Source organism: Streptantibioticus parmotrematis (assembly GCF_019890615.1).
Taxonomy (GTDB): Bacteria; Actinomycetota; Actinomycetes; order Streptomycetales; family Streptomycetaceae; genus Streptantibioticus_D; species Streptantibioticus_D parmotrematis.
In genome coordinates this window covers 338,349-361,803 of sequence record NZ_JAINVZ010000003.1, presented here as the reverse complement: position 1 = coordinate 361,803, position 23,455 = coordinate 338,349, and the positions used below count along the sequence as shown (strand labels likewise).

Below are 23,455 nucleotides of genomic sequence, written 5' to 3'. Positions count from 1 at the left end.
CCCAACCGCCTGCCGTGGGGATCCCAACACTCTGGTGCCCGTTCCCCGCCCGGGTTAATCCCCGCGCCGCCGGGATCGAGGAACACCTGATCGACTGGGCAAGGAGATTCGACCTCGTCCGCAGCCCGGAGGCGGAACGCCACCTGAAGGACTGCGGGTTCGGAAAGTTCGCCGCCGACGTCTACCCCAGGGCCGAGCGACTGCGGCTGGTCGCCGAATGGACGGTCTACAGCTGGATACTCGACGACCAGCTCGACGAGGGTCACGAGGACAACCGCGCCACTGACCCGTCCTCCCAGCAGGCCTTGTTCATCGAGGAATTGATCGCCCAGCTCACCCCGGAACCGGCCGCCACCCCGGAACCGGCCATGACCCCGCTACCCCTCATGACACCGGAACCGGCCACCGCGGTGCGGCCGGTGGCCGTGACGGGACCGGCGGTCCCGGCGGGCGGACCCGCGGTCGCCGCCATCGCCGACCTGTGGCGGCGCACCGCCGGGCCCATGTCCCGCGCCTGGCGTGAGCGGTTCGCCGCGCACTACCGCGACTACCTCGTCTTCAGCGTGCTGCCGTTACCCCGTCAGCCAGGGGCGTACGGGACCGCACCGGAACTGACCGGATTCGTGCGCAGGCGGCGGCTGTTCTCCGGCTGCGAGATGTTCTTCGACCTGAGCGAGGTCGCCAACGCCGCCGAGGTCCCGGCCGTCGTGGCGGACAGCGACCCCTACCGGGCGATCCGCCTGGCCGCCAACGACATCATCACCTGGACCAACGACATCTACTCGGTGCGCAAGGAACTCGCCCGCGGCGATCACGACCACAACATCGTCGCGGTCCTGAAGGACATCACCGGCGACAGCTGGCAGGAGACCCTCGACCGGGTCGCCGGGATGATCGCCGAGTCCACCCGCGACTTCCTCCAGGCCTGCAAGGACCTGCGTGGCATGCGGTTCCTGTACGGGCTGGACGACGAGGCGTGGGGCCGGGTCGAGGACTCGCTCACCGACCTGGGCGCCTGGATCTCCGGCAGCCTCAACTGGCACCGCACCAGCCCGCGTTACCAGGACGGCGGCTTCGGCCCGGCAGGCCAGGCACCCGTCTACGTGGAACAGCACCTGTACTGACCAGCACTGCTTCCCGTCGAGGCGCCGCCCCGACGCGGAAGGCGCCACCGGCCGTACGGGATGTCCCGCCCTTTCCAGGGGCGGGACCCGCGGCCGCCCCGGACACCCGTCCGCCGCGCCTCACACCTTCCTCCGCCTCACACCTCCCCGCGCCACCACCGCTCCACGGCCCGCCACCACCGGGCCACCGGACCGCCACGGCCCCGGGCACCCTCGACCGGGTCCGATCCGCCGCGCACCGGTTCCGGTGCCACCTCGGGCAGCCGTTCCGGCGCCTGCCGTTCGGCCGCGGAAGCCGGGGCCTCCTCGCGCGCCGCCGGGACGGACACGGCAGCCGTCACCACGCCCATCGACGTCGAGGCCACCGGGTCGCCGAAGCCTGCCACCACACCGCCGGCCAGCGCGCCGTCGGCCGGCGCCGACTGCGCGGCCGTCGCGTTGCGCCACACCGACTCGGGATGCGACGGCGACCTGGGCGGCGTGAACTCCAGCGGCAGCGACATCAGGCGCCGCGACAGCACGTTGTACTCCCAGCGCAGTTCCTCCTCCGGCACTGCGAGCCGGGCGTCCGGCAGCCGCATCAGCAGCGCGTCGATACCGACCTCGGTGATCGCCCGGCCGATGTCCTGCCCCGGGCACTCGTGCGGGCCGCCGCTGAATGCCAGATGGGAACGGTTGCCGTGCATCGGCACGTTCAGGTCGGGGCGCACCACCGGGTCGCAGTTGGCCGCCGCGAGCCCCAGCACCAGCATGTCGCCCGCCTTGATGTGCTGTCCGGCGAAGACGGTGTCGCCGGTGGCCCAGCGGCCGTAGACCCGCGCGAACGGTGGGGTGTCCCAGAGCACTTGCTCCACCGCGTTGGGCAGCGTCATGGAACCGCCCGCCAGCGACGAACGGAAGCGCGGATCGGTCACCACCATCAGCAGGGTGGTCGCGATCAGGTTCGCCGTCGTCTCGTATGAGGCGATCAGCACCATCCGCAGCTGCTCGACCGCCTCGTCGTCGTCGAGTTCTGCCGGGTGGGTCAGCAGCCAGGAGGCGAAGTCGTTGGCGGGCTCGGCCCGTTTGCGGTCCACCAGCTGACGCAGCGTCTTGACCAGGTACTCGTTGGAAGCGAGCGCCGTCGGGGACGCCTGCATCATGTCCCGGGTGGCGTCCACCAGCCGCGGCCCGTATTCCTCCGGCATCCCCAGCAGTTGGGTCATCGTCAGCATCGGAAGGTGCTGGGCGAAGCGGTCCACGATGTCCACCAGGCCCTCGCCGGCGAAATCGTCGATCAACTGGTTGGCGAAACGCGTCACATGGCGGCGCATGCCACGGCTGTCGAAGCGGTCCATGCTGTCGGTCACCGCCGCGCGCAGCCGCTCGTGCTCCTCGCCGTCGAGGAAGGAGCACATCGGCTGCCAGGTGACGACCGCCAGCAGCGGGGAGTCCGGCGGCACCCGCCCCTCGCGCATCTCCCGCCAGCGGCGCGAGTCGTGCGAGAAACGGGACGGGTTGCGCATCGCCTCCAGGTTCTCGCTGTGGCCCAGCACGATCCAGGCCGGGAAGTCGCCCGGCACCAGCACGGGGGCCACCGCGCCGTACTCGGCGCGCAGTTTCGCGTACAGGCCGCGCGGGTCGGCGTCGGCCTCCGGTCCGTAGAGCCTGCGCAGCCCGTCGGGGCCGAGCCCGTGGGCCGGACAGCCGGGCGGCGGTCCGAGCAGTGAATCGAGGCGGGAGTTGTCCGGATGGGAAGCGGTCACGACGGCTCCGGTACGACGGGGTTCACGGGATGGACAGCGGGGTGTTCGGGGGACGGAGAGGCAAGGGGCGGCGGGGACCACGCCACGGTCCCCGCCGCCCTCACGCTCCCGCCGGGTTGAGCGTCATCGCGTGCAGATACCGCATCAGCGTCATCAGCACGTCGCGGCTGGAGGCCCGCTTGCGCGCGTCGCAGTCCACGATCGGCACCTGCTCCGGCAGGTCCAGCGCCGCCCGCAGCTCGTCGATGGGATAGGACGGGGCGTCGGGGAAGGTGTTCATGGCGACCACGAACGGCACCCCGCGTTCCTCCAGGCGCCCGATCACGTCGAAGCTGACCTCGATGCGACGGGTGTCGACCAGCACCACCGCCCCCAGCGCGCCTTCGAACAGCCCGTTCCACAGGAACCAGAAACGCTGCTGGCCCGGGGTGCCGAACAGATACAGCACCAGCTCGCGGTTGATGCTGATACGCCCGAAGTCCATCGCCACGGTGGTCGCGGTCTTGCGCTCGACCCCGGCGGTGTCGTCCACGCCGACACCCGCCTGGGTCATCGTCTCCTCGGTGGTCAGCGGCCTGATCTCGCTGACCGAACCGACCAGGGTGGTCTTGCCCACGCCGAAGCCGCCCACGATCACGATCTTCACCGCCGCGGCGGCGGACGACGGCAGCAGGTCCTCACTGCGCGGCCCTACGATCGTGCCGACTCCGTCGACCGGGTCAGAGCTTTTGAAGTCCATACATCACCGCCTCGATGATCGCCGGATCGGGGAGCTGCGCCGGCGGGACCAGCGAGCGTGCCTCCACCCGGTCTTCGGCCAGCAGGTCATGGACGAGCACGCTGACCATGCTGACCGGAAGATGTAAGTACGCGGAGATCTCGGCCACGGAGAGCGGCGAGCGGCACAGCCGCAGCACGTTGGACTGCTCCGGCTCCATGCCCGGAGCGGGCACCGACCGGGAGACGATCAGCGTCACCAGGTCCAGCGGCGCCTTGTCGTCCGCACCGCTGCGCCCCCGGGTGACCACGTACGGCCGTTCGGGCTCGCCGCTCTCCCACGCCTGATCGGATTCGCTCATGTGACCTGCCCGTCATGGCGCGGCGGACTGCTCAGGTGCTCGCCGATCCGGGCCACCAGGTCGCGCATCCGGTGGCCCATCAGCCCGGCGTCCACGCCCTCGTCGGCCAGCACCGCGAGGTACGCGCCCACGCCCGCCGCCATCAGGTAGAAGTAGCCGCCGTTGATCTCGATCACGACCAGCCGCATCCGGCCGTCGCTGTGCGGGAACTCCGCGCCCACCGCGGCGGCCAGGCTCTGGAGCCCCGCGCAGGCCGCGGCCAGCCGGTCCGCCGCGTCGGGCTCGCCGCCGAACTGGGCGATCCGCAAGCCGTCTGAGGACAGCACCACCACCTGGCGGGTCTGCGGGACACTCTGCGCGAGGTCCTTGAGCATCCAGTCCATGTTGGCTCGCAACTGCATCATGGCTATTCACCCTTGTCCGGCTCGTCCGACGACTCGTCGCTCTTGTCGCACGCCTCACCCGGAGCCGGGCTCTCGCCGGCCACGGCACTGGTGAAGGCGGCCAGCCACATACCGGGCTGTACGGGATCCTCGGACGGCTTCGCTGCCGCCGGGTCGGCCGGTCGCACCGAGGGCGGGGCGGCCGGGGCGCTCGGGGCGGAGCCGGTCGCGGGCCGCGCGTGGCCGCGCGTCATGACACCCGGCAGGCGGCGCCGGCGCTGCGGCAGCCCGTTGGCGGTGCGCTCGGTGACGATCGGGATGTCGTCCTCGAACGACGGCGGGGGAGGCGGCTTGGGCACCGAGGTGCGCGCCGCCCGCGAGCCGGACCGTACACCGGGGTGCTGCACCGGGCGCTGCGGGGTGCTGATGCGCGGCAGGGTGGTGCGCGGCGGGGCCTTCTCGGTGCGGGTGCCCGCGGAGACGGCGCCGATGCCGTGCGCCCGGCCGGGCGCGGGGGCGGTGGTGAGGTACTCGGACGGCACGATGAGCACCGCGCGCACCCCGCCGTACGCCGACGGGCGCAGGGCGACCTGGAACCCGTACAGCTGGCAGAGCCGGCCGACGACCGCGAGACCGAGCCGCGGGGTCTCGCCGAGGTCGTTGAGGTCGATGCCCGCCTGGGCCTGGAGCAGCAGGCGTTCGGCCCGCAGGCGTGCCTCCTCGCTGAGGCTCACGCCGCCGTCCTCGATCTCGACGGCGATGCCCGACTGCACCTCGACCGCGGTCAGATGGACCATGGTCTGCGGCGGCGAGTAACGGGTGGCGTTGTCGAGCAGCTCGGCCAGCCCGTGGATGAGCGGCTCGACGGCGGGGCCGACGATCGCGATCTCGGTGACCGAGTGCAGTTCGACCCGGGTGTAGTCGAGGATGCGGGACATCGCGCCGCGCAGCACGCTGAACAGCGGGACCGGCCTGCTCCACTGCCTGCCCGGCCGGGCGCCGCCGAGGACGGCGATGCTGTCGGCGAGCCGCCCGATGAGCGCGGTGCCGTGGTCGATGCGCAGCAGGTCGCCGAAGACCTCGGGGTCGGCGCCGTGCCGGTCCTCCATCTCCCGCAGGTCCTGCGCCTGTTGGTGGGTGATGGCCTGGACGCGGCGGGCGATGTTGACGAATGCCCGCTGCGCGGAGTCGCGCTGGTCCTCCTCGGTGGAGACGATCTCCAGCACCTCGCGCAGCACCCTGCGGTGCGACGCGTTGAACGGGGTGCCGCTCGCCACCTCCTGGGTGGCCATCGACTCCAGCACGTCCAGCGGACTCTCGCCCTTGCGCAACCGGGTCAGGCCGATGGGCAGCAGCACCTCGGCGATGCGGGCGGTCTCCTCGTCGTGCCGGGCGAGGCGGCGGGCGATCGACTGCTCCTGGCGGTCGTACCGGCGCCGCAGGTCGGCCAGCGCCCGGCCGCGGCGCGATCCCACGACGGAGACCGCGGCCACCACGACCAGCGCGGCCGCACCGCACCAGATCACCGGCGCGCGGGCTGCCGAAGTGGTCGCCGCGGCCACGACCGCGGTGCACACGGCGACCGCGAGAGCCGGCAGTAACCAGGCGAGACCCGAGGCGGGCCGGGAGACTCCGGTTGACGATCCTCTACGAACCATCAGCATCCTCAAACCGTCGACAGACAGGGAATCGGACCAGCGAAATTCGGCATCAGGGGGAAGGTCTTCGCAGGTCAGAAGGCATGCGTTGACCAGGCGTAATTGCGACAACACGCTGAGCCGCAAGTAGCATAGCCGTCCTCCGGTTGTGGCTGACGCATAATCACCTCGCTTGTGACAGCAGCCCATGGCGGTCCCGATTTTGCGGTACGGTGCCCCCCTTCAGGCCGCGTCCCGGCCCTCGTTCACCCGACGGAGTCGGACCCGAACTGGCTTGCCCCGAACATGACTTCGCCCCGCCGGGGGGTGGGTCGGCCCGGCGGGGCGAAGGGTGTGCGGTGCCGCCCGGTGGGAGCGGCGGGGGAGGGGGCGTCAGCTGTAGTTCTCCCAGGTGTCGGAGAAGTCGCCGCCGGACAGCGAGCCGGGCTGCGCCATCACGTCGCCGCTGTCCTGGTTCTGCATGGTGATCTCGGTGGGCGAAGTGCTGTCCAGGGACTGGCCGTTGGCGGTGGAGCCGGTGAAGTCGACTTCGCCGAAGTTCGACAGCTGGGCTATCTGGCCGCCGACGCTGGTCGCCTCGGCGACGACCTCGGCGGAGCTGTCCTGGTAGCCGGAGGAGCCCGCGTGCTTGGTGGTCTTGGTCCAGCCCTGGGTGGAGTCGGCGAGCGTCATGGTGAAGGTGCCGTCCCCGTTGTCGGTGACGGTCGCGGTGAGCTGGTCGCCGGGGGCGACGGTGACCGAGTACGGGCTCTCGGACGCGGGCAGCACCTCCCACCACGCGCCGTACTCCGCCTGGCCGCCGATGCAGTCGGCCTCCGTGCCGGTCTGCTCCAGCGCCGAGTTGTTGTAGCCGTCGAGGCCCACCCAGTACGAGGAGTAGGTGTCCTGGTCGCCGCAGGTGATCGACGGCTGGACCCAGGAGGAGGAGACGGAGGTGTCGCTGCCGCTGGAGCCGGTGGCGGCGTAGCCGGACCAGTTGCCCGAGGTCACTCCGGCGTGCTTGCCGGCCTCGCGGACGTTGCGCAGGTCGTGGCTCTCGTGGCGGGCGACGGACGGGCTGACCTGCGCCGGGTGGGCGTGGTGGGCGGCCGGTGCGGCGGCGTGCGCGGCGGGGGTGACGGCGAGCGCGAGGCCCGCGGCTCCCGCAGCGACCGTGAGGAGGCGTGCGGAACCCTTGTGGGGCATGGGGAACTCCCTCGAATCGTGGGGGGTTTGTGGGGGGTGCTTGCGCAGGGCTGTGCGGGCTGCTTGCGTGTGGTGCGCGGTACGGCCCTGGTCCCCGTTGGGGCGAGGACCAGGGGGTCGTGGGGGGCGCCGCACGAAAGACTGCACGTCGCGTCATGTGCATGGCAAGATGCTGGAAGTCGTTCAGAATTGAGCGAATTGGCGCGGCGGCACGCGGAAGCACGCAGCATCACGCAGGAGTACGCGGAAGTACGCAACAGCACGCGGGAGCCGGAAAGGCCAGGACGTCCGCATGGAGCCCAGACCGCAGGTCGAATCCAGAACGCAGGTCGAGCCGAGACCGCAGGACGAGTGCAGAACGCAGGTCGAGTCCAGAGCGCAGGCCCGCGCCGCGAGACGGCGGACGTCGTTGTCCCCCGGCGCGGGCCCCGCCCCGCACGCCACCGAGTGCGGCGCCCGGCACCCGCAGGTGGCACGGCTGTTGCGGACCGGTCCGTTCGCCGAGGCGCTGCGTGCCGCGATCGCCGCCAGCGGCCTGAGTCTGGAGCGCGTGCAGGACCGGCTGCGCCGCCGCGGCACCACCGTCTCCGCCGCCACTCTCAGTTCCTGGCAGTCCGGCCGCAACCGCCCCGAACGCCCCAGCTCACTCCTGGCGTTGACCGCCCTCGAAGACGTACTCGGGCTGCCGCAGGGTGCGTTGGCCGCGCTGCTCGGACCGCCCCGGCCGCGTGGCAGACGGGTGCCGGGCGCCGTCCGCCGCTCCGCGCTGGCCGACGTGTGGTCCGGCCTCGACGACGTGGCCCAGGCGCTGCGCCGGGTGGACACCCGCTGGGACAGCAGCCTGACCCGGCTCAGCAGCACCGTCAGGATCGAACTCGACGAGCGGGGCCGCGAGCGCTCCAAGTGGGCCCGTCAGCTGCTGCTCGCCGACCGCGACGGCCCCGACCGCTGGGTCACCGTCTACCGGCTGGAGCGCCCGGGACCGCCGCCGCTGGTGCGCGCCGCCCCGCCCTGCCGCACCGGCCGGGTGGTCGAGGTGCCGGAAAGCGGCCTGCTGGTGGCCGAGTTGCTCTTCGACCGGCCGCTCGCCCGCGGCGAGACGATCATCGTGGAGTCCACCCTCGAACACCGCGCGCCGCGCCCGTTCTCCACCCGCATCGAGTCCACGCTGCACGTGCCGGTGCGCGAATACGTGCTGGAGGTGCGGTTCGACCCGGCCGCGTTGCCCGCCACCTGCCACTCGTTCCGCACTGCCGGGCTCGACTCCCGCCCGCAGGAGAGGCTGCTCAGGCTGGACGCGGCAGGCGCCGTGCACGCCGTCGCACTGGCCGCCGGGCCGTGCCGCTTCGGCATCCGCTGGAACTGGGACGACGCCGACGACGCCGACGACGCCGATCACGCGGACGGCACGGGTGACCCCGGGCCGCCGGCCGGACTCAGCGCCCGCGACGGGCGTTGACCCACTCGCGCAGCAGCACCGCCGCCGTCCCCGGCTTCGACGCCTTCGCCGGGCCACGCAGCAGCCCCGCGCCCTCGGCCCGCGCCGCCGTCAGCGTGAGCGCGTCCAGGCCGGTCAGGGCGCGCAGCAGCGGCCGGCCCACCGGCGGCACGTCGGCGATCAGCCGCCGGGAGGCGGCGAGCCCGTCGCGTACCTGCTGCTGCACGTACGCGACCAGCTCGCGCGTCGCCGGGGTGTCCCGGGCGGCCTCCAGGTCGTCGCGGGTGACGCCGAAGCGCTCCAGCGTCTCCAGCGGCAGCGTGAGCCGTCCGGTCGCCAGGTCCTCGGCGAGGTCGTTGACGAAGTCGAGCCGCTGCGCCGCGTCGATGTAGGTCCGGCAGGCGGTGCGGAAGGCGGCCCGGGCGGCGTCCCCTTCCGGCTCCAGCAGGCAGGCGACGAGCAGGAACGCGGGCAGCGAGTAGCGCTCCACATAACGCCGGTGGTCCGCTTCCGTGGCGAACCCGGTGAAGTCCAGGTCCGCCCGTGCCGTGCCCAGGTAGGCGTCCACCTGTTCGCCCAGCCGGGGCCGCAGCGCCGCGCTGTGCAGCAGGGCCCGCAGATCGGGATGGGCGCTGCCGTCCGCCAGCCCGGCGCGCACCTCGCGCTCCCACGCCTCCCACACCTGCGCCCGGCCCTCCTTCGGGCCGCTGTCGAGCAGGTTGTCGCAGGTGTGCATGAACGCGGTCGCCGCCACCACGTGCGGCAACAGCTCACGCGGCAGCAGCAGGAGCGCCGCGAGATAGGCGTCGCGCTTGAAGCGCACGACCACCTCGCGCTGCCGGGTGTAGTCGGCGCGCAGTGCCGCGTCGCGGACCCCGGCCGCGTCGAGTGACTTCTCCCATGCGCCCATCCCGGCTGCCCTTCCTCGTCCCACGTTGCGGTGGCGGTCCCGCGCCCGGGACAGGACCCCGGCGAACCGCTCCGGGACAGTGGATCACGCCGCGCCGCACGCCGTGACCGGGACCCACGGCCCGTGCGTGCCCCTTAAGGTGCGGTGGGGGAACACCGCAGATTGCGAGGGGGAGTTGTGCGTACGGCTGTCGTGCTGGGGGCCAGCGTCGCCGGGCTGCTGGCGGCCAGGGTACTGAGTGACCACGCCGAGCGGGTCGTGATCGTCGAACCGGACGACCTCACGGCCGTCGGCCACGCCGGACCGGGTGGTACGACGGAGGGGCCGGGCGGCGGGGGAGTCGCGAGCGGCCCCCGCCTGGGCGTGCCGCAAGGGGTGCAGTTGCACGTGCTGATGGCCATGGGCCGCACCCAGCTGGACCGCTGGCTGCCCGGCATGTCGGACGAACTCCTCGGCGACGGCGCGGTGTTCTGCGCGGGCGAGCGGGTCCACCAGTACACCGACGGGGTCCGGCGGCCGCTCATCCCGGGGCACGACCTGATCAGCTCCACCCGCCCGTTCCTGGAGGAGCGGGTGCGGCGCCGGGTGCTCGGCCTGCCCAACGTCGAGGTGGCGCGCGGCCGGGCGGACGGCCTGCGCTTCACCGCCAACACCGTCGACCAGCGGGTGTGCGGCGCCTTCTACCTGCCCACCGACACACCGGCGACCGACGACGACGGTTTCGCGGCCGGGTCCGCGCGCACCCGCCGGGTCTGCCTCGCCGCCGACCTCGTGGTGGACGCGACCGGCCGCGGCACCCGGATCGGGACCTGGCTGGAGAAGGCGGGCTGGCAGCCGCCCCCGGTCGAACGCATCGCCATCGACCTCGGCTACGCCACCGCCCTGCTGCGGCGCGGCCCCGAACTCCCCGACGTCGCCGTCACCACCGCGATGGCCACCCCGGCCCCCGCCGGGTCACCGCAGCCCGATTCGGCCGCCGTGGCCGAGGTGGAGGGCGGCCGGTGGATGATGGTCCTGGCCGGGTACGCCGCACGCCGTCCGACCCGCGACCCGCGCGAGTTCGTGGAGCGCTGCGCCGCGATCCCGGCCGGGCCGGTGCGCGAGATCGCGACCGGGTGCGAGATCCTCGGCGACGTCGTGTGCCACCGGGTGCCGGATAGCAGGCGGCGGGAGTTCACCCGGCTGAGCCGCTTCCCGGCCGGGCTGGTCGTGGTCGGCGACGCCGCCGCCTCCTTCAACCCGGTCTACGGCCAGGGCATGACGTCGGCCGCCCTGCACGCGTCCTGCCTGTCGGCGTACCTGCGCTCGGGCGGCCGGGTCGACGAGCCCGCCCGGGACTTCTTCGTCCGGCAACGTGTCGTGGTCGACGCGGCCTGGCAGCTGTCGGCCATCGGCGACCTGGCCCAGCCGCACGTCGACGGCCCCTACCCGGCCGGATTCCGGGCCGCCCAGTGGTACAGCGCCCGCCTCGGCCGGGCCTGCGCCCTCGACCCGGAGGTCTACCGCCGGTTCCTCGACGTGGTGAACATGCGCGAGCGCCCGGAGCTGCTGACCCGGCCCGGTACCGCGCTGCGCGTCGCCCGCGCGCTGCTGGCCGCCGACCGAGGCTGAGCGCTTCAGGCCGTCACGCGGTCGCGGTGCGCCGTCCCACGAGGTCGCGCACCAGCGGATGGTCCAGCGAGCGCGCCACCCGCACCAGGTGGGCGCGCTCGCTGTGCGGCGCCACGTCGGTGTGCCGGGGCAGCACGCTGTACGCCGGTGGCTCGCCGCGTTCCCTGCGGTCCACCGCGTCCAGCAGCATCGCGGCGGCGGTCAGCGCGCGCACCTCCTCCGGTGCGGCCCGCGCCGCGTCCGCCGCGCGTTCGACCTCACCGGCGAGCCCGGGGTCCATCCACGGCGACAACGCCCGCTCCGCGTCGCAGATGTCGGCGAGCCGCCGCACCAGCAGCCAGGCGCCCGCGCTCAGCAGCGACCAGCGCTCCACCATCCGCCCGGGCGGCGCCAGCGCCACGGTCCGCCCCGCGCCCTCCACCGCGGTGTCCCACAGCGGCCGCAGCCGCCGGTAGTCGCGCCGGTCGCGCCACCAGGTCTGCAACACCGGCCCGGAAAAGCCCCAGTTGAGAACGAAGGCGCCCACCGTCCCGGACAGCGCCCCGAGTTGGGTCAGCTGGTCGAGCGCGTGGTTCCCGGTGGCGGCCAGCGCCAGCGAGGGCCCGGAGAAGACCACGTAGCCGAAGATGAACAGGGACGCCGTGCCGATGTCGCGCAGGCCCTTGCGCAACCGCTCGTTCTCGGTGCGCGAGCCCTGCCGGCACTCCCAGGCCGCCGACAGCATCGAGTACGACAGGCCCACCATGAACACCGTGAGGAACGCGACCACTTCCGTGTCGCCGGCGTACGAGACGTTGAACGTCAGCGGATGCTCCGGGCCCGTGACGTGGGCGCGCAGGAACGTGACGGCCATCGCCGCGAGGATCGCCGCGTAGCAGACGGCGTGCACCGTCACCCGCAGCCGGGGTGGGGGGCCGCCCCTGACCTCGGCGGCCCACAGCACGGCGAGCAGATGGGCGTGCGCGCTGAACAGGATGATGCAGGAGTACACCACCAGCGTCGCGAACCCGGGCCGCCCGGTGGCGGAGTCGATCGCCCGGTAGACGAACGGCGTCGCCCCCACGAAGGCCCCGATCCCCGCGACGTGGCAGGAGATCATCACCACCAGCGACACCGTGAAGCCGCGCCGCAGCGCCGCCACCTTCACCGCCGCGCTGGAGCAGCCGATGAGCACGACGACCAGGTAGACGACGTTGGCCGAACTCTCAGACACCGGGCCTCCTGTTCTCCAGGGCCGAGGTGTACGAGCCGGTGGCCGCGGCGCCCGGGGTCAGGTCGAGCATCTGCATCAGCTCGGTGCCGCCGACCTCCGCCAGGTGCTCCACCTCGTCCCGGTCGTGCGCGCCGTCGAGGCAGCGGCCGAGCAACACCATCTCCACCATGTCCTGACCGAGACCGGGCATCAGCGCGCGGGCGGTCTCCGGGTCGATCGGGCCGTCCTGCGCGGGCGCGTCGTCGTGCAGCAGATGGAACAACTCGTGGCAGGTGATGACCATCTGGAGGAACCGCGGGGCGGTGGCGTCGACCACGACGACGTCCCGGTCCGGGCGCACCGCGCAGAAGCCGGTCACCCGCGGCGCCAGCACCCGGTGCACCACCTCCACGGGCTTGCCTCGGGCCACGGCCACCGCGTCGACGAGGTGCTGGAGGGTGAGCGGGCGGCCCTGGGGGAGGGCGAGCCGCCGGCGGATGAGCCTGCGCGCGCGGCGCCTGTCGCTGCTGATGCCCATCTGCCTTCCTCCTGGAGGCGCGTGCGGCCGGCGTCGAACGGCTGATCGCTGGAGCACAGATCGTAGTCGCGGACGGGGACGGCTCCGACCACGGCGGCCGGACCGGGTCCGGGCCCGCCGGGTAAATGCCGCCGGGACGGCCCGGGGAGGCGGCGGCTCGCGGACGGCCCGGGGTCTAGGGCCGCTCGGGCCAGGTGTGGTTGAGGACGCGGCCGACGACCCGCTGGACCCGTTCGTCCCGCAGGGCGATCAGCGTGCGCAGGCTCTGCTCGATCTCACGGACGGCCGGCGAGTCGTCGTCCGCGGTCAGGTAGACCTCGGAGACCCGGAAGTGCCGGGCGACCAGTTCCTTCGGGCCGTGGACGAAGTACGACAGCGAGACGCCGAAGAGGCGGGCGAGTTCCGCGGCCACCGGCAGGCCCGGTTCGTTGGTCCCGGCGCGCAGGTTGCCGATGTACTGGCCGGACTTGCCGACCGCGGCGCCCACTTCGCGGTTGGAGTACGGCTTGCCGGTGGCCGGGGAGATGCGCTGGCACAGCTGGTCCAGCCGGACCGCGAAGGTGTCGCCGTTCAGCGGGGCGCCCACGCACAGCCGCCGGATCGTCTCCACCGGGACACCGCTGGACTCGGCGACCTCCTGGTGCGTCCACGGGCCGCGCCCGGCCGGGTAGATGTCGGCGAACAGCAGGTTCATCCGCCGGGACACGCACGTCCAGGCGCGGACCTCCGGTGCGTCGTCGGGCAACGTCAGGAAGGTCACCGGGACCCTGAAGTGCCGTGCCACGGCCTGGAGTTGATCGTCAGTCGGGTCGGGCGCGCCGCTCGCCTCCGCGTCGCACAACCGCCGGATGGTCTCCACCGGGACGCCGGTGGACTCGGCGACCTCTCGTTGCGTCCACGGGCCGCGGCCCGCCGGGTGGACGGCCCGGAAGAGCGAGCGCAGTCGGCGGGCCACCCGTAGTGCGGGCCGGTCGGCGCTGCTGCCGTTGCTCATCTGCGCGGTCGCTCACTTCCGTAAGGAGGCACTCCTCTCGGTCACCGCTCCTACTGTGGCAGCGCGGATCCGGGCCCTGCAAGAGCGGCGGTCGTACGGGCAGCCCGCGAGGGCGCGGCGATCCGGGGGGTGGTGAAAGTATAGTTGACAATGCCTCGCGCCCTGGCGCAGGATCGAGCACAGCGCCGAACCGGCCCACCGCCCCAGGGCGGAGCGCCCGGCGCCACACGGGGGTAGTCGCAGCTCAGGGCGCGGCATTTCGGGCCACGCCCTGAACTGCGACTCAAGTCCCGGGGCTCAGGCCTGACGCTTCGTCAACGCGGCTCAGTCACCGGCCACTTCGCCCCTTTGTCCTAGCCGCACCTCCGCGCGGCGCCCCGTACCTGCCGCCCTGGGGACCCCGCCGCGTCCGCGACGATGTTGCCCCGGACTCGGTGCCGACGACACCGATGTGGCCTCCGCTCGCTTCCCCGGTCCTGGCGGCTGAACGCCCCGAGGTCCACGCCTGCATCAGCTTGGGTGACGAGGCCTTCCATCTGGAGAAGGCTGCCCCCGCTGCCGAGAGTTGAGCGGTCCAGGAGGGGCAGTCGCATGCACGCATGGCGATCTTGTTGACACGGAGCGTTCACTATCGAAAGTCTGTGCAAAACGCGTGCTCAGGACGTTTCTGCAATTGCAATGTTTCGCGTGCGAACCGGCTCGATCATGAGTAGCCTCGCAGCCTGAACGTTCGAGAGTTCACCTGCGGTGGCCACTACAGGGTCCTGATGTCTTCGACTTCGAAAGGCAAATACACCGTTGTACGCACAGACGAGACAGCTTGATCACGAGTCGGCTGGCTGCGAGGGTTGGATTTTCATGTGGTGATTGCCCCGTCAGGGGTGGGCCATGGGCGGTTGACTTCAGCTGCCCGTGGCCTTCAACGTGTGGAGGCAGCGCGAGATCGCGTTCGCCTCGTCCTGCATTCCCAGTTCCTCGTACAGACGCTTGGCCCGCTCCCACAAAGGCCGTGCAGCGACCACGCCCTGAGTGGCGTTCAGCGCCGACGCCATGCCCTCGAGCGCCTTGCCGACACCCACAGGGGCGTCGATCTCCTCCGCGACGCGCAACGCCTCCCGATACGTCTCCAGCGCCGTGCCGAACCGCTGCGATCCGTACTGCGCTCCGCCCATCCCGATCAGGGCCTGCTGGCGGGCGTACTGGTCCCCGATACGGTTCGTGATGCGCTCGGCCATCGTGAAGTGGATCAGCGCCTCGTGGTGGCGCCGGGATGCCAGATACGTGGTCCCGATGTTGGTGAGAGCGTCCGCCTCGCAGCGCGGGTCGCTGGTGGCGCGATAGCTGCCGAGGGCCCTGCGGTAGTAGTCGAGGGCGCGCTCGGTCTCCCCGGTGGCGCGGTAGACGTTCCCGAAGTTCGAGAAGAGATTGGCCAGTTCGCGCCGTCCACCGGCGCTCCGCAGGAGCACCAGGGACCGCTCGTAGTACCTCAAGGCCTCTTGATGCTGGTTGAGCATGGTGTGGACTTCGCCGATGTTGTTGAGCGCCTTGGCCTGCCCCAGGCGGTCTCCCGTCTCCTCCCGGATGGCCAGCGCGGCCCGGAAGCGTTCGGACGACTCGTCGAAGCGACCCGCTTGCGCCAGTGCGATCCCTTCGAGATTGAGCGTCTCGGCCGTGCCGTCGCGGTTGCCCACCGCCTCGTGCGACGAGAGAGCGTCGCGGAAGCAGCGCAATGCCTGATCGCGACGTCCGCAGACCAGGTGCGCGCGCCCCATGTGGCCGAGTGCCTCCGCCTGCCCCCAGCGGTCACCGAGCCGTTCGGTGAGGTCGAAGGCCTCCTCGGCCCGTCGTAACGCGTCGTCGTGGGCGCCGCGGTTCCACAGCACGCCCGACTGCTCCACCAGCAACTGCGCCGCGGTGGCCGGGTCGTCGGCCGCGCGGGCGGAGGTCAGGGCGGAGAGGTAGAGGTCGTCCGCCGTCGTCCAGGTCCCCCAGGCGAGGAACGACTGCGCCAGTACGTGGGGGAAGAGCCGGGCGTGCGGTGTCGCATGCGTGGCGGCGGCATTGGCGGCGGCCAGGAGATTGGCACGCTCCACGTCGAGCCATGCCTGCCCGTCGTCGGAGTCGTGAAGAACGGGGCGGAAGCGCACCGAAGTGCGTGCGGAGATCGCGAGTCTGCGCCGCCGTGGGTACGCCAGGCGATCCGCGTTGTCCGCCACGACGAGGTAGTAGTCGAGGATCCGGCCGATCGCCTGGTCCCGGACGGCCGAGCAGTCCTCGCGCGTCCCCACGCGCCTCGCGAAGTCGCGTACCAGGTCGTGGAAGCGGTAGCGCTCCCGCGTTGTCTCCTCGATGAGGTGTCGCTCCAAGAGCGCCTCCAGCCCGTCCCGTACGGTTGCGGAGGCACGTCCGGCCAGCGCGGTGGCCGCGGTCCACGTCAGGTCGGGCCCGGGGTGGAGCGCGAGAGTCCGGAACAAGTCCCTTTGCTCCGAGGTGAGTTCGGCGTAGGACAACTCGAAGGCAGAGGTGATTCCGGCCGGCGCGTCGATCTCGTCCAGGGGGGCCGGTGCTTGCGCGAGGCGGTCCGCGAGATCGCTCACCCCCCACGTGTCGTGGTGGCGCAGCCGGCTTGCGGTGAGCGAGATGGCCAGCGGATGTCTCCCGCACAGTTCGACGACACGGGCGACCTCGGATCTGTCGGACGTGCGTGCTGTGCCGGCGACCCGGGTGAACTGGGCAGCCGCCTCCGTGACGGCCAGCGCTTCCAGCGGGACGGACCTCGCGCCTTCCAGGTCGGTCAGACGACGTCTACTGGTGACGAACACCCGGCAGGTGGCCGCGCCCGGCAGCAGTGGACGCACCTGGGCCGCGTCCCGCGCGTCATCGAGCACCAGCAGCAGCTTGCGGTGTGCGGTGCGGTCGCGCCACAGCGCCGCACGCTCGTCGAGGGAGCCGGGCAGCCCAGATCCTGAAACACCGATGGTGGCCAGCAGCATGGTCAACGCGTCGGCCGGATCGAGCGCTGGTTCGTGGCTGTGCGCACGCAAGTTGAGGTACAGACGTCCGCCGGGATAGTGATCACGCAGCCGGTGGGCGGCGTGAATCGCCAGACTCGTCTTGCCTATGCCGGGCATGCCGTGCACGACCATGACCGGCAGCGCGGTGTCCGCAGTGCGATCAGGCACATCGGCCAGTTGGCGCAGTTCCGCCGTGCGGCCCGTGAAGTCGTGCAGATCGCGCAGCAGGTTGTCGGGGGCCGACTCGCAGTCGGCAGGAGCTGGTTCGGGCAGCAGCAGGGCCGGGTCCCGGCGCAGAAGGCGCTGGTGCAGGCCGTCGAGGGCCGGGCTCGGGCTCAGTCCCAGTTCATCACGTAATCGGGTGCGAGCGGTCCGGTAGGCGTCCAGTGCCTCCGCCGTCCGCCCGCTGCGGTAGTAGGCGATCATCAGATCGGCCACGACCGGTTCCACTATGGGACGCTCCATCACGGATTCGCTGAGTTCCGCGATGAGTTGCGCGTGGCGCCCGAGGTCCAGCTCCAGTCGCACCCGGGCGTCCCGGACCGTCCGCCGTTCCTCGCGCAGGCGCCTGCGGACGCTCGAGACCCACTCCCCGCCCAGCCCTGCGAGAGGCTCCTGCCTCCACAGTGCCTCCGCCTCGCGCAGCAGCGTCACCGCGCGCTCGGGTTCGCCGCTCTCGGCCACGGCTTGCCCCTGGTGGCGCAGACGGCGAAACCGCAGCAGGTCGACTGCTTCAGGATCCACGCGCAGGGTGTACGTGCCCGACGAGAACACGATCTGGGCTTCTCTGCCCGTGGCGGCCCGCAGGCGTGACCGCAACCTGGAGATGTAGCTGTGCAGGGTGTCGGTCGCAGTGGGCGGAGGCTCGGCGTCCCAGACACGGTCGATGAGGGTGTCGGCCGGAACGGCCGTACCCGCGGCCAGCGCGAGAACGGCCAGCACACACCGCTCTTTGGCCGAACCCAGTCGAACGTTGTGGCCTTTCACCCACAGCTCAAGTGGGCCCAGCACCCTTAATTCCACCAGCGGTTCCCCCCTGCGCCGGCAGCTTCCCAGGTGCCGCAACGCTCGTACGAACTCACCAGCCCCCGCTCAGTGTGACACGTGTCACGAAGGCAAGGCAGGGGATCAGCCGGATCGACCGGGAGGCCTGCGCCCGACGGAGAGCTGCGTGTTCGCAGGATCCGTGCAAGGACGCTGCAAGCCGAACGTCCAACGGCCGGGGCATCTCTCACCTCAGAAGGTTGAAGGCACATACGATCTGGGGGGATCCGTATGAATCTCGTACCCGACGGAGACTGGCGACAGGTGCCGGTCCGACTCGATGCCGCACGGTGGGCCACCAGGCTCGTCTGCCGCAAGGTGCTCGTGGTCGTGCACACCGTCACGACCGGACAGCGACTGCTCGACGTGGTCCGTCTGCTGGAGGGGGACCTGCGCGTCCAGGTGGTCTTCACCATGGTCCCGGACGTCTTCAGCAACGGAGTCCCGGACTTCCTGGCGCGGCTCAGGGCGGTCGTCGTGCCGTGGCGCCAAGCGGTCGAGACGCGCTTCGACCTGGCGCTCGCCTCGGGACACGAGGGAATCCACGAACTGCACGCGCCGGTGGTCGTCCTACCGCACGGAGCGGGCCACAACAAGCTGGTGGCGGACGGCCGCAGGGCCAGGACCACGGCCGACCGCGGTGTGTACGGCCTCAGCCGTCAGTGGCTCGTCCGGGACGGAGCCGTGGTCCCCGACACCATCGTGCTCGCCCACCGGGAGGAGGCCGCACGTCTCGCCCGGGGCTGCCCCGAGGCGCTTCCCGCCGCCGCGGTCGTAGGCGATCCCTGCTACGACTCGATCAGCGTCACCCTGCCCCTGCGGGCGCTCTACCGCCGGGCTCTGCGCACCGACTCCCACCAGCGGCTGGTCGTCGTCTCCTCCACCTGGGGGCCACGGTCCCTGCTCGCGCAGTCACCGGATCTGCTGGACAGGCTCGTCGAGGAGCTGCCCGCCGAGCAGTACCGGATCGCGGTGCTGCTGCACCCCAACGTGTGGAACGCGCACGGTGAATGGCAGATACGGGCCTGGTTCGCCACGCTCTGCCGTGCCGGGGTCGCGCTGGTCAGCCAGGACGCCGACTGGTGTGGCGTGCTGGTGGCAGCCGACCACGTGATCAGCGACCACGGTTCCGCGGCGTTGTACGGGACCGCCGCCGGGGCCCCGGTACTGATGGCCAACTTCCCCGACATCGATCTGGACCCCGACTCGCCCATGGCGGAACTGGGCGCCGTCGCACCGCGGTTGCGTGCAGACCGTCCGGTCGCCGGGCAGCTCGCCAGGAGCGGTTCAGCCCAACGGCGCGCCGCCTACACGCGAGTGGCCGCCCGCATCACGTCCCACCCGGGCCGCTTCGCCCGCAATATGCGCGCACTCCTATACCGCAAGCTGCGTCTGCGGCCGGCCAAAGGGTGCCGGCCGGTCGCACTCCCGGCCCGGCTGCCGGTCCTGGTGAGCGAATGCCGGTCGGAGTCGGCGGGACCGCAGTGAATTCCCCATCGTTGCGAAGGGGGCGGCACCTGGTGCGTATGAGGCGTTCACACGATCCTGCGGTCGGCATGCCGCCGTTGGCGGCCTGGCTGATCGCTGAGGACCGGCGGGTACCCGCAGCCTTGGGGGTGGTGGTCGGGTCCACCCCAGCCGCTCCCGGGCTGACGTCCGTCGCTCGCACCGTTGTGGTCGTGATGCCCTGCGACACGCTGCACCCGGTGACCGACGAACTCGTCCGGGCACGGCTGCCTGCGGCTTCCCCGTGGTCGGCGGTCGCCGACGTCGTCGTGGCGGTGCCCGGCGCCGCCACTCCGCCGGGTGCCCTGGTCGTGGCCACGGTGACGCCCGGGGCTCTGCGTTGGCGTGTCGGGTCGGCAGCGGGAGGGAGCGCCCCCTTCAGGTTCACGGTTCCCGGACTTCGCCCGGTGCAGGCCGACGTGTGGGCCTCTCTGCTGCACGCGTGGCTCGTCGCCGGCCTGCCGCCCGGCCACCTGACCGGAGTACGAATTCGGCCGCCCGGACCTCCTCACCCGTCCCCGGCCTGTGCGAGCCGGACCAGATGGGCACGGACCCGTTCCGCGGCCGGCACACGGAGCTCCTCGTAACAGGCGAGGGCCTCCTCGTACCGGGTCCGGGCCAGCGACAACTCATGGCATGCTTCGGCCAGTTGCGCGAGGGCTTCGAGCACGCGGCCCACTTCGAAGCGGGCGCCGACACGGCGCAGCGTGGCGAGTCCTTGCGTGAAATGCCGCGCGGCCTGGTCCAGTCGGCCCAGTGCCAGTGCGGCGTGTCCGAGTACGGTGGTGGCGCGGGCGGCGTTGTACGGGTCGCCCTCGTCCACGAGGATCCGATACGCCGTGGAAGCCTGCGCGACGGCCTCGGTGTGTGCGTCGGTCGCGAGGGCCACCTCGGCCAGGTTGAGCCTGGCCAGCCCACCCGCCCGTGCGTCGCCGTACCGTGGACAGTCCGCTGCCGCCTGCCGGAAGGCTGTCGCCGCCTCGTCGAGTCGGCCGAGACCGAGCAGCGCCAGCCCACGGTAGTTCGTCGCTCTGGCCACGCCGAGTCGATCACCGGTTCGCCGGAACAACTCCGCCGCGTCGGAGAACATCTCCAGGGCCTGTCCATGGCCGCCCGTGTCGAGTTCGCCCAGCCCGCCGGAGGTGAGCATGCGGCACTCGGCTGCCGGATCGCCGCTCTCCCGGGCCGCTGTGAGCCCCTCGCGGTGCGCGACGCGCCACTGCTCGTAGTGCTTCCGCCGAGTGAACAGTGGCCACATGGCGTCAGCGAGTTGCCAGCTCACCCTTGGCAGACCGAGTCCATGTGCCTGAGCGACCACTGCCATCATGTTGGGCAACTCGCGCTCGAGCCAGTCCAGTGCGGCGCTGTCGTCGGCGAACTCCTCGCAAGCGGTGGGTCCGGGACCGAAGTCGCGAGGAAGCGAGCGGTGATGCGGATCGAGAACCTCTTCCGCACGAGTGGCACTCGCCAGGTAGTAGTCGAAGATCCGCCGAATGGCCGCACTCCGCGACCCGGCGGGCTCCTCGCGGGACCGCACAGTGGCGTGCAGCCTCACGAGGTCGTGGAACCGGTAGCGCTGGTCGCCTCCCTCGGAAAGCAGGTTCGCGTCGAGCAGGGTTTCCAGCGACTCCATCGTCCGTCCGTCGTGGCGGACGATGTCACCTGTGGCGGACAGGATCGCGGAGAGGCCGAACTCCGTTCCGGGCTGCAGGGCGAGCAAACGGTAGAGCCGGCCGGCGTGCGGGGGCAGGCCCCCGTAGGAGACATCGAGTGTCGCCCGGACGGTGTGGTCGCCTTGCAGGCCCAGGGCGTCCAGACGGCCTCGCTCCTCACCCAGTACGCGCACCATCGCGGTGATCGAACGGTCCGGCCGACTCGCCAGCCGGGCGCCCACGAGCCGCACCGCCAGCGGAAGCTGGGCACACAACCCGACCAGGCACCGCGCCTGTTCGGGTTCCGCGCCGACGCGGTCCTCGCCGACGGTGGCTGCCAGCAGTGCGACCGCCGCGCCCACCTCGAGGGGTTCCAGCCGCAGAGCCGAGCATCCGTCGAGTGCCAAGCCGGGTAACTGCCAGCGGCTGGTGACGACCGTCACCGTGCGCCCTCCGGCCAGCAGCGGACGGACCTGAGCAGCGCTGAACGCGTCGTCGAGCATCACGACCAACTTCCGGTGCGTCGTGAGCGACCGGTACAGAGCCATCCGCTCCTCATCGTTGCCCGGCACGGACGCGGCAGGGACGCCGAGACCGCGCAACAGGCTTCCGAGGGCCTGCGCCGGCGCGACCGGGCCGCCCGGGCTCTGCGAGCCGAGGTCGACGTACAACTGGCCGTCGGGAAAGTCGCCACGCAGACGGTGAAGCCATGACAGGGCGAGCACCGTCTTGCCCACACCTCCCAGCCCGGTGATCACCACCCAGGCCGGGCCCCCGACGTCTTCTGCCTGGCGCAGGAACAGCTGCAGGGCCTCCAGATCCGCCACCCGGTCCACCAGAGCGCCCACGGGCGGAAGTTGCCACGGTTGTTGTGCGCGCGACGTCGAAGCGGCCAGGTGAATGCCGCCGTGGACGACGCCCACCTGGACGCTGGTCCCCTCCACTGTGCCGCCCAGGTCGTTGTGGACACCCCCCGCGCTCTCGCCCCGGCCGTTCATGCCCTCGTCATGGCCTGAGTCGTGCATGCCTGCCCCCCTTCGCGCGTCGCGACGGCGCCGCGCGTCACCAGTCATCATGTCCTTCCCTTCCACGGGAGTGATGACGGCAGGTCGCCTCCGGCCCAGCCCGTATCGGCCAAAGGGCAGCGCACACCACGCGCCGCACTCCCGGCCCTCGCGCACCCCTGTCCGCGCACAGGCGAGTGGGCAGGGGCGGCGGTAGGATCCGTCGCATGGGCGGGCGGCCGTTCGCGCCGCTTCCGCCCTTTCCGAGTACGTCCTCGAGAAGGAAGGCGACTCGCAGGTCATCACGCCGGGCGTCCCTGCCGCGTGGGACACGGCCCGTCACGCGACGTCGTCCGCTCCGACGACCTCGAAGGGACCACCATGACCAATCGCACCTACCGGGTGACCGAGATCGTCGGCACCTCGCCCGACAGCATCGAGGCGGCGATCCGCAACGGCATCAAGCGCGCGGGCCGCAAGCTGCGCAACCTCGACTGGTTCGAGATCACCCAGGTACGCGGGCAGATCGTGGACAACGAGGTGGAGCACTTCCAGGTCGGGCTGAAGGTCGGCTTCCGCCTGGAGGACACCGACTGAACCCGGTCGGCTCCGGGCCGCCAGCCGCACCGGAAGCCGTCAGTCGCACCAGAACAGGAAGCACGAACCCGGCGTGGACTGCGAGGGACTCGGCGCGGGAGCCGTGCTCGCGGGCGCGGTCGGGCTCTGCGCGGGCGCGCTGGTGACCGGCGGCGGAGCCGGCGCCCTCACGGTGGGCGTGGTGACGGGCGCCCGGCTCACCGGTGCGCTCGGCGGCGCGGACGTCTTCGCGGAGGGCGACGCGCTGCCGGACGGCGACGTCGAGGGCAGGTGGACGGCGGCCGCCGGAGCGGCGTTCGCCCCCGGCAGGCTGCTCGCGCCGCCGTCGTCGTCGGTGCTCGCGGTGGCGTCGGGCGTGCCGGACGGTGCCCGCTGCCCGGTGGGCACGAACTCGCCCGGCAGCGCGGTCACCACCGCCCCGGCGAGCACGCATCCGGTGGCCATGCCCAGCGCCACCTTCAGGCCGCGCCGCCTGGGCCGCGCCCGGCGGCCGCCCCGGCCGGTCCGCCCGTGCCCCGGCCCGGGCGCGTCCGTGCCGGCGTCGGATTCCACGACCACGTCGTTGTCGGCATCGACCGGCGTCGCGCCGGGCAGCGGCTCGGGCGGGCTCGGCGCATCGGTCAGCGTCGTGACGGCGGGGTCCCCGTCGCCCGCCCACGTCCCGGCGCCCGGCCCCGCGGGTTCCTGACCCGCCCCGTACGGCTCGTACGCCTCGAACCGCGTGTAGTCGGCGGGCAGTCGGCTGTCGTGCGCGGCGACGGCCACCGGCTCCGGCGCGTAC

Annotated in this window: 18 protein-coding genes; 5 read left to right on the top strand and 13 right to left on the bottom strand. The window is 72.0% G+C overall.

All coding sequences use genetic code 11. The features are described from left to right. The first annotated feature begins 14 nt into the window (after nt 1-14). Nucleotides 15-1,124 carry a terpene synthase family protein gene (locus tag K7472_RS06750; RefSeq protein WP_222975015.1) on the top strand — a complete coding sequence of 370 codons (1,110 nt, stop codon included), beginning with the start codon at nt 15-17 and terminating at the stop codon, nt 1,122-1,124. Nucleotides 1,125-1,261: 137 nt separating this feature from the next. Here K7472_RS06750 and K7472_RS06745 read toward each other — a convergent pair whose 3' ends face one another. The 6 genes from K7472_RS06745 to K7472_RS06720 all read right to left on the bottom strand — a co-directional run bounded on the left by K7472_RS06745 (nt 1,262) and on the right by K7472_RS06720 (nt 7,174). Next, nucleotides 1,262-2,869: a cytochrome P450 gene (locus K7472_RS06745; RefSeq protein ID WP_308013792.1), complete on the bottom strand. Its 1,608-nt coding sequence runs from the start codon at nt 2,867-2,869 to the stop codon at nt 1,262-1,264. Between the two features lie 100 nt (nt 2,870-2,969). Continuing rightward, the gene (locus K7472_RS06740; protein ID WP_109453940.1) at nt 2,970-3,608 is read right to left on the bottom strand and encodes a GTP-binding protein; all 639 of its coding nucleotides are present in this window, start codon (nt 3,606-3,608) and stop codon (nt 2,970-2,972) included. Further along, nucleotides 3,589-3,948 (bottom strand): DUF742 domain-containing protein, encoded by a 360-nt coding sequence (locus K7472_RS06735; RefSeq protein WP_222975013.1) that lies wholly within the window; start codon nt 3,946-3,948, stop codon nt 3,589-3,591. The genes K7472_RS06740 and K7472_RS06735 overlap by 20 nt, the downstream gene beginning before the upstream one ends. Beyond that, nucleotides 3,945-4,352 carry a roadblock/LC7 domain-containing protein gene (locus K7472_RS06730; RefSeq protein ID WP_109453942.1) on the bottom strand — a complete coding sequence of 136 codons (408 nt, stop codon included), beginning with the start codon at nt 4,350-4,352 and terminating at the stop codon, nt 3,945-3,947. The genes K7472_RS06735 and K7472_RS06730 overlap by 4 nt, the downstream gene beginning before the upstream one ends. A gap of 2 nt (nt 4,353-4,354) precedes the next feature. Beyond that, a complete protein-coding gene (locus K7472_RS06725) occupies nt 4,355-5,989 on the bottom strand; it encodes an ATP-binding protein (protein WP_372457936.1) in 1,635 nt (544 codons plus the stop codon). 372 nt (nt 5,990-6,361) lie between these two features. Then, complete coding sequence (locus tag K7472_RS06720) at nt 6,362-7,174, bottom strand: G1 family glutamic endopeptidase (RefSeq protein WP_222975009.1); 813 nt, start codon at nt 7,172-7,174, stop codon at nt 6,362-6,364. A 292-nt stretch (nt 7,175-7,466) separates the two neighbouring features. Here K7472_RS06720 and K7472_RS06715 point away from each other — a divergent pair, with 292 nt between their 5' ends. Continuing rightward, entirely contained in the window at nt 7,467-8,633 is a 1,167-nt protein-coding gene (locus K7472_RS06715; protein WP_222975007.1) for a hypothetical protein, read from the top strand. On the opposite strand, the gene K7472_RS06710 is transcribed toward K7472_RS06715, so the two are convergent. After that, complete coding sequence (locus K7472_RS06710) at nt 8,611-9,522, bottom strand: phytoene/squalene synthase family protein (RefSeq protein WP_222975004.1); 912 nt, start codon at nt 9,520-9,522, stop codon at nt 8,611-8,613. The two genes, K7472_RS06715 and K7472_RS06710, sit on opposite strands and share 23 nt — an antisense overlap. Nucleotides 9,523-9,699: 177 nt before the next feature. Between K7472_RS06710 and K7472_RS06705 the strand changes: the two genes are divergently transcribed. Continuing rightward, the gene (locus tag K7472_RS06705; RefSeq protein WP_222975002.1) at nt 9,700-11,133 is read left to right on the top strand and encodes a hypothetical protein; all 1,434 of its coding nucleotides are present in this window, start codon (nt 9,700-9,702) and stop codon (nt 11,131-11,133) included. Between the two features lie 13 nt (nt 11,134-11,146). On the opposite strand, the gene K7472_RS06700 is transcribed toward K7472_RS06705, so the two are convergent. The 4 genes from K7472_RS06700 to K7472_RS06685 form a co-directional block, all read right to left on the bottom strand. Further along, the gene (locus K7472_RS06700; protein ID WP_222975000.1) at nt 11,147-12,346 is read right to left on the bottom strand and encodes an MAB_1171c family putative transporter; all 1,200 of its coding nucleotides are present in this window, start codon (nt 12,344-12,346) and stop codon (nt 11,147-11,149) included. After that, nucleotides 12,339-12,863, bottom strand: coding sequence for a hypothetical protein (locus K7472_RS06695; protein ID WP_222974998.1), 525 nt, complete (start codon nt 12,861-12,863; stop codon nt 12,339-12,341). The genes K7472_RS06700 and K7472_RS06695 overlap by 8 nt, the downstream gene beginning before the upstream one ends. 175 nt (nt 12,864-13,038) lie before the next feature. Next, nucleotides 13,039-13,857 (bottom strand): helix-turn-helix domain-containing protein, encoded by an 819-nt coding sequence (locus K7472_RS06690; RefSeq protein ID WP_222974996.1) that lies wholly within the window; start codon nt 13,855-13,857, stop codon nt 13,039-13,041. Between the two features lie 902 nt (nt 13,858-14,759). Beyond that, nucleotides 14,760-17,858, bottom strand: a complete 3,099-nt coding sequence (locus K7472_RS06685; protein WP_308013800.1) for an AfsR/SARP family transcriptional regulator — start codon at nt 17,856-17,858, stop codon at nt 14,760-14,762. A 288-nt stretch (nt 17,859-18,146) separates the two neighbouring features. Between K7472_RS06685 and K7472_RS06680 the strand changes: the two genes are divergently transcribed. Further along, the gene (locus K7472_RS06680) at nt 18,147-19,403 is read left to right on the top strand and encodes a hypothetical protein (protein WP_222974992.1); all 1,257 of its coding nucleotides are present in this window, start codon (nt 18,147-18,149) and stop codon (nt 19,401-19,403) included. Between the two features lie 526 nt (nt 19,404-19,929). Here K7472_RS06680 and K7472_RS06675 read toward each other — a convergent pair. Then, nucleotides 19,930-22,098: a tetratricopeptide repeat protein gene (locus K7472_RS06675; RefSeq protein WP_222974990.1), complete on the bottom strand. Its 2,169-nt coding sequence runs from the start codon at nt 22,096-22,098 to the stop codon at nt 19,930-19,932. Nucleotides 22,099-22,458: 360 nt separating this feature from the next. On the opposite strand from K7472_RS06675, the gene K7472_RS06670 reads away from it, so the two are divergent. Beyond that, nucleotides 22,459-22,674 (top strand): dodecin, encoded by a 216-nt coding sequence (locus K7472_RS06670; protein ID WP_222974988.1) that lies wholly within the window; start codon nt 22,459-22,461, stop codon nt 22,672-22,674. A 39-nt stretch (nt 22,675-22,713) separates the two neighbouring features. Here the strand turns inward: K7472_RS06670 and K7472_RS06665 are convergent, their stop codons facing one another. Beyond that, nucleotides 22,714-23,439: a hypothetical protein gene (locus K7472_RS06665; protein WP_222974986.1), complete on the bottom strand. Its 726-nt coding sequence runs from the start codon at nt 23,437-23,439 to the stop codon at nt 22,714-22,716. Nucleotides 23,440-23,455 lie beyond the last annotated feature (16 nt).

What these genes read in the sequence shown, in the direction of transcription:
- K7472_RS06710 (WP_222975004.1), bottom strand. Translation starts at nt 9,522, where the DNA reads ATGGGCGCATGGGAGAAGTCACTCGACGCGGCCGGGGTCCGCGACGCG.
- K7472_RS06680 (WP_222974992.1), top strand. Translation starts at nt 18,147, where the DNA reads ATGAATCTCGTACCCGACGGAGACTGGCGACAGGTGCCGGTCCGACTC.
- K7472_RS06725 (WP_372457936.1), bottom strand. Translation starts at nt 5,989, where the DNA reads ATGGTTCGTAGAGGATCGTCAACCGGAGTCTCCCGGCCCGCCTCGGGT.
- K7472_RS06740 (WP_109453940.1), bottom strand. Translation starts at nt 3,608, where the DNA reads ATGGACTTCAAAAGCTCTGACCCGGTCGACGGAGTCGGCACGATCGTA.
- K7472_RS06695 (WP_222974998.1), bottom strand. Translation starts at nt 12,863, where the DNA reads ATGGGCATCAGCAGCGACAGGCGCCGCGCGCGCAGGCTCATCCGCCGG.
- K7472_RS06735 (WP_222975013.1), bottom strand. Translation starts at nt 3,948, where the DNA reads ATGAGCGAATCCGATCAGGCGTGGGAGAGCGGCGAGCCCGAACGGCCG.
- K7472_RS06730 (WP_109453942.1), bottom strand. Translation starts at nt 4,352, where the DNA reads ATGATGCAGTTGCGAGCCAACATGGACTGGATGCTCAAGGACCTCGCG.
- K7472_RS06670 (WP_222974988.1), top strand. Translation starts at nt 22,459, where the DNA reads ATGACCAATCGCACCTACCGGGTGACCGAGATCGTCGGCACCTCGCCC.
- K7472_RS06675 (WP_222974990.1), bottom strand. Translation starts at nt 22,098, where the DNA reads ATGCACGACTCAGGCCATGACGAGGGCATGAACGGCCGGGGCGAGAGC.
- K7472_RS06720 (WP_222975009.1), bottom strand. Translation starts at nt 7,174, where the DNA reads ATGCCCCACAAGGGTTCCGCACGCCTCCTCACGGTCGCTGCGGGAGCC.
- K7472_RS06715 (WP_222975007.1), top strand. Translation starts at nt 7,467, where the DNA reads ATGGAGCCCAGACCGCAGGTCGAATCCAGAACGCAGGTCGAGCCGAGA.
- K7472_RS06690 (WP_222974996.1), bottom strand. Translation starts at nt 13,857, where the DNA reads ATGAGCAACGGCAGCAGCGCCGACCGGCCCGCACTACGGGTGGCCCGC.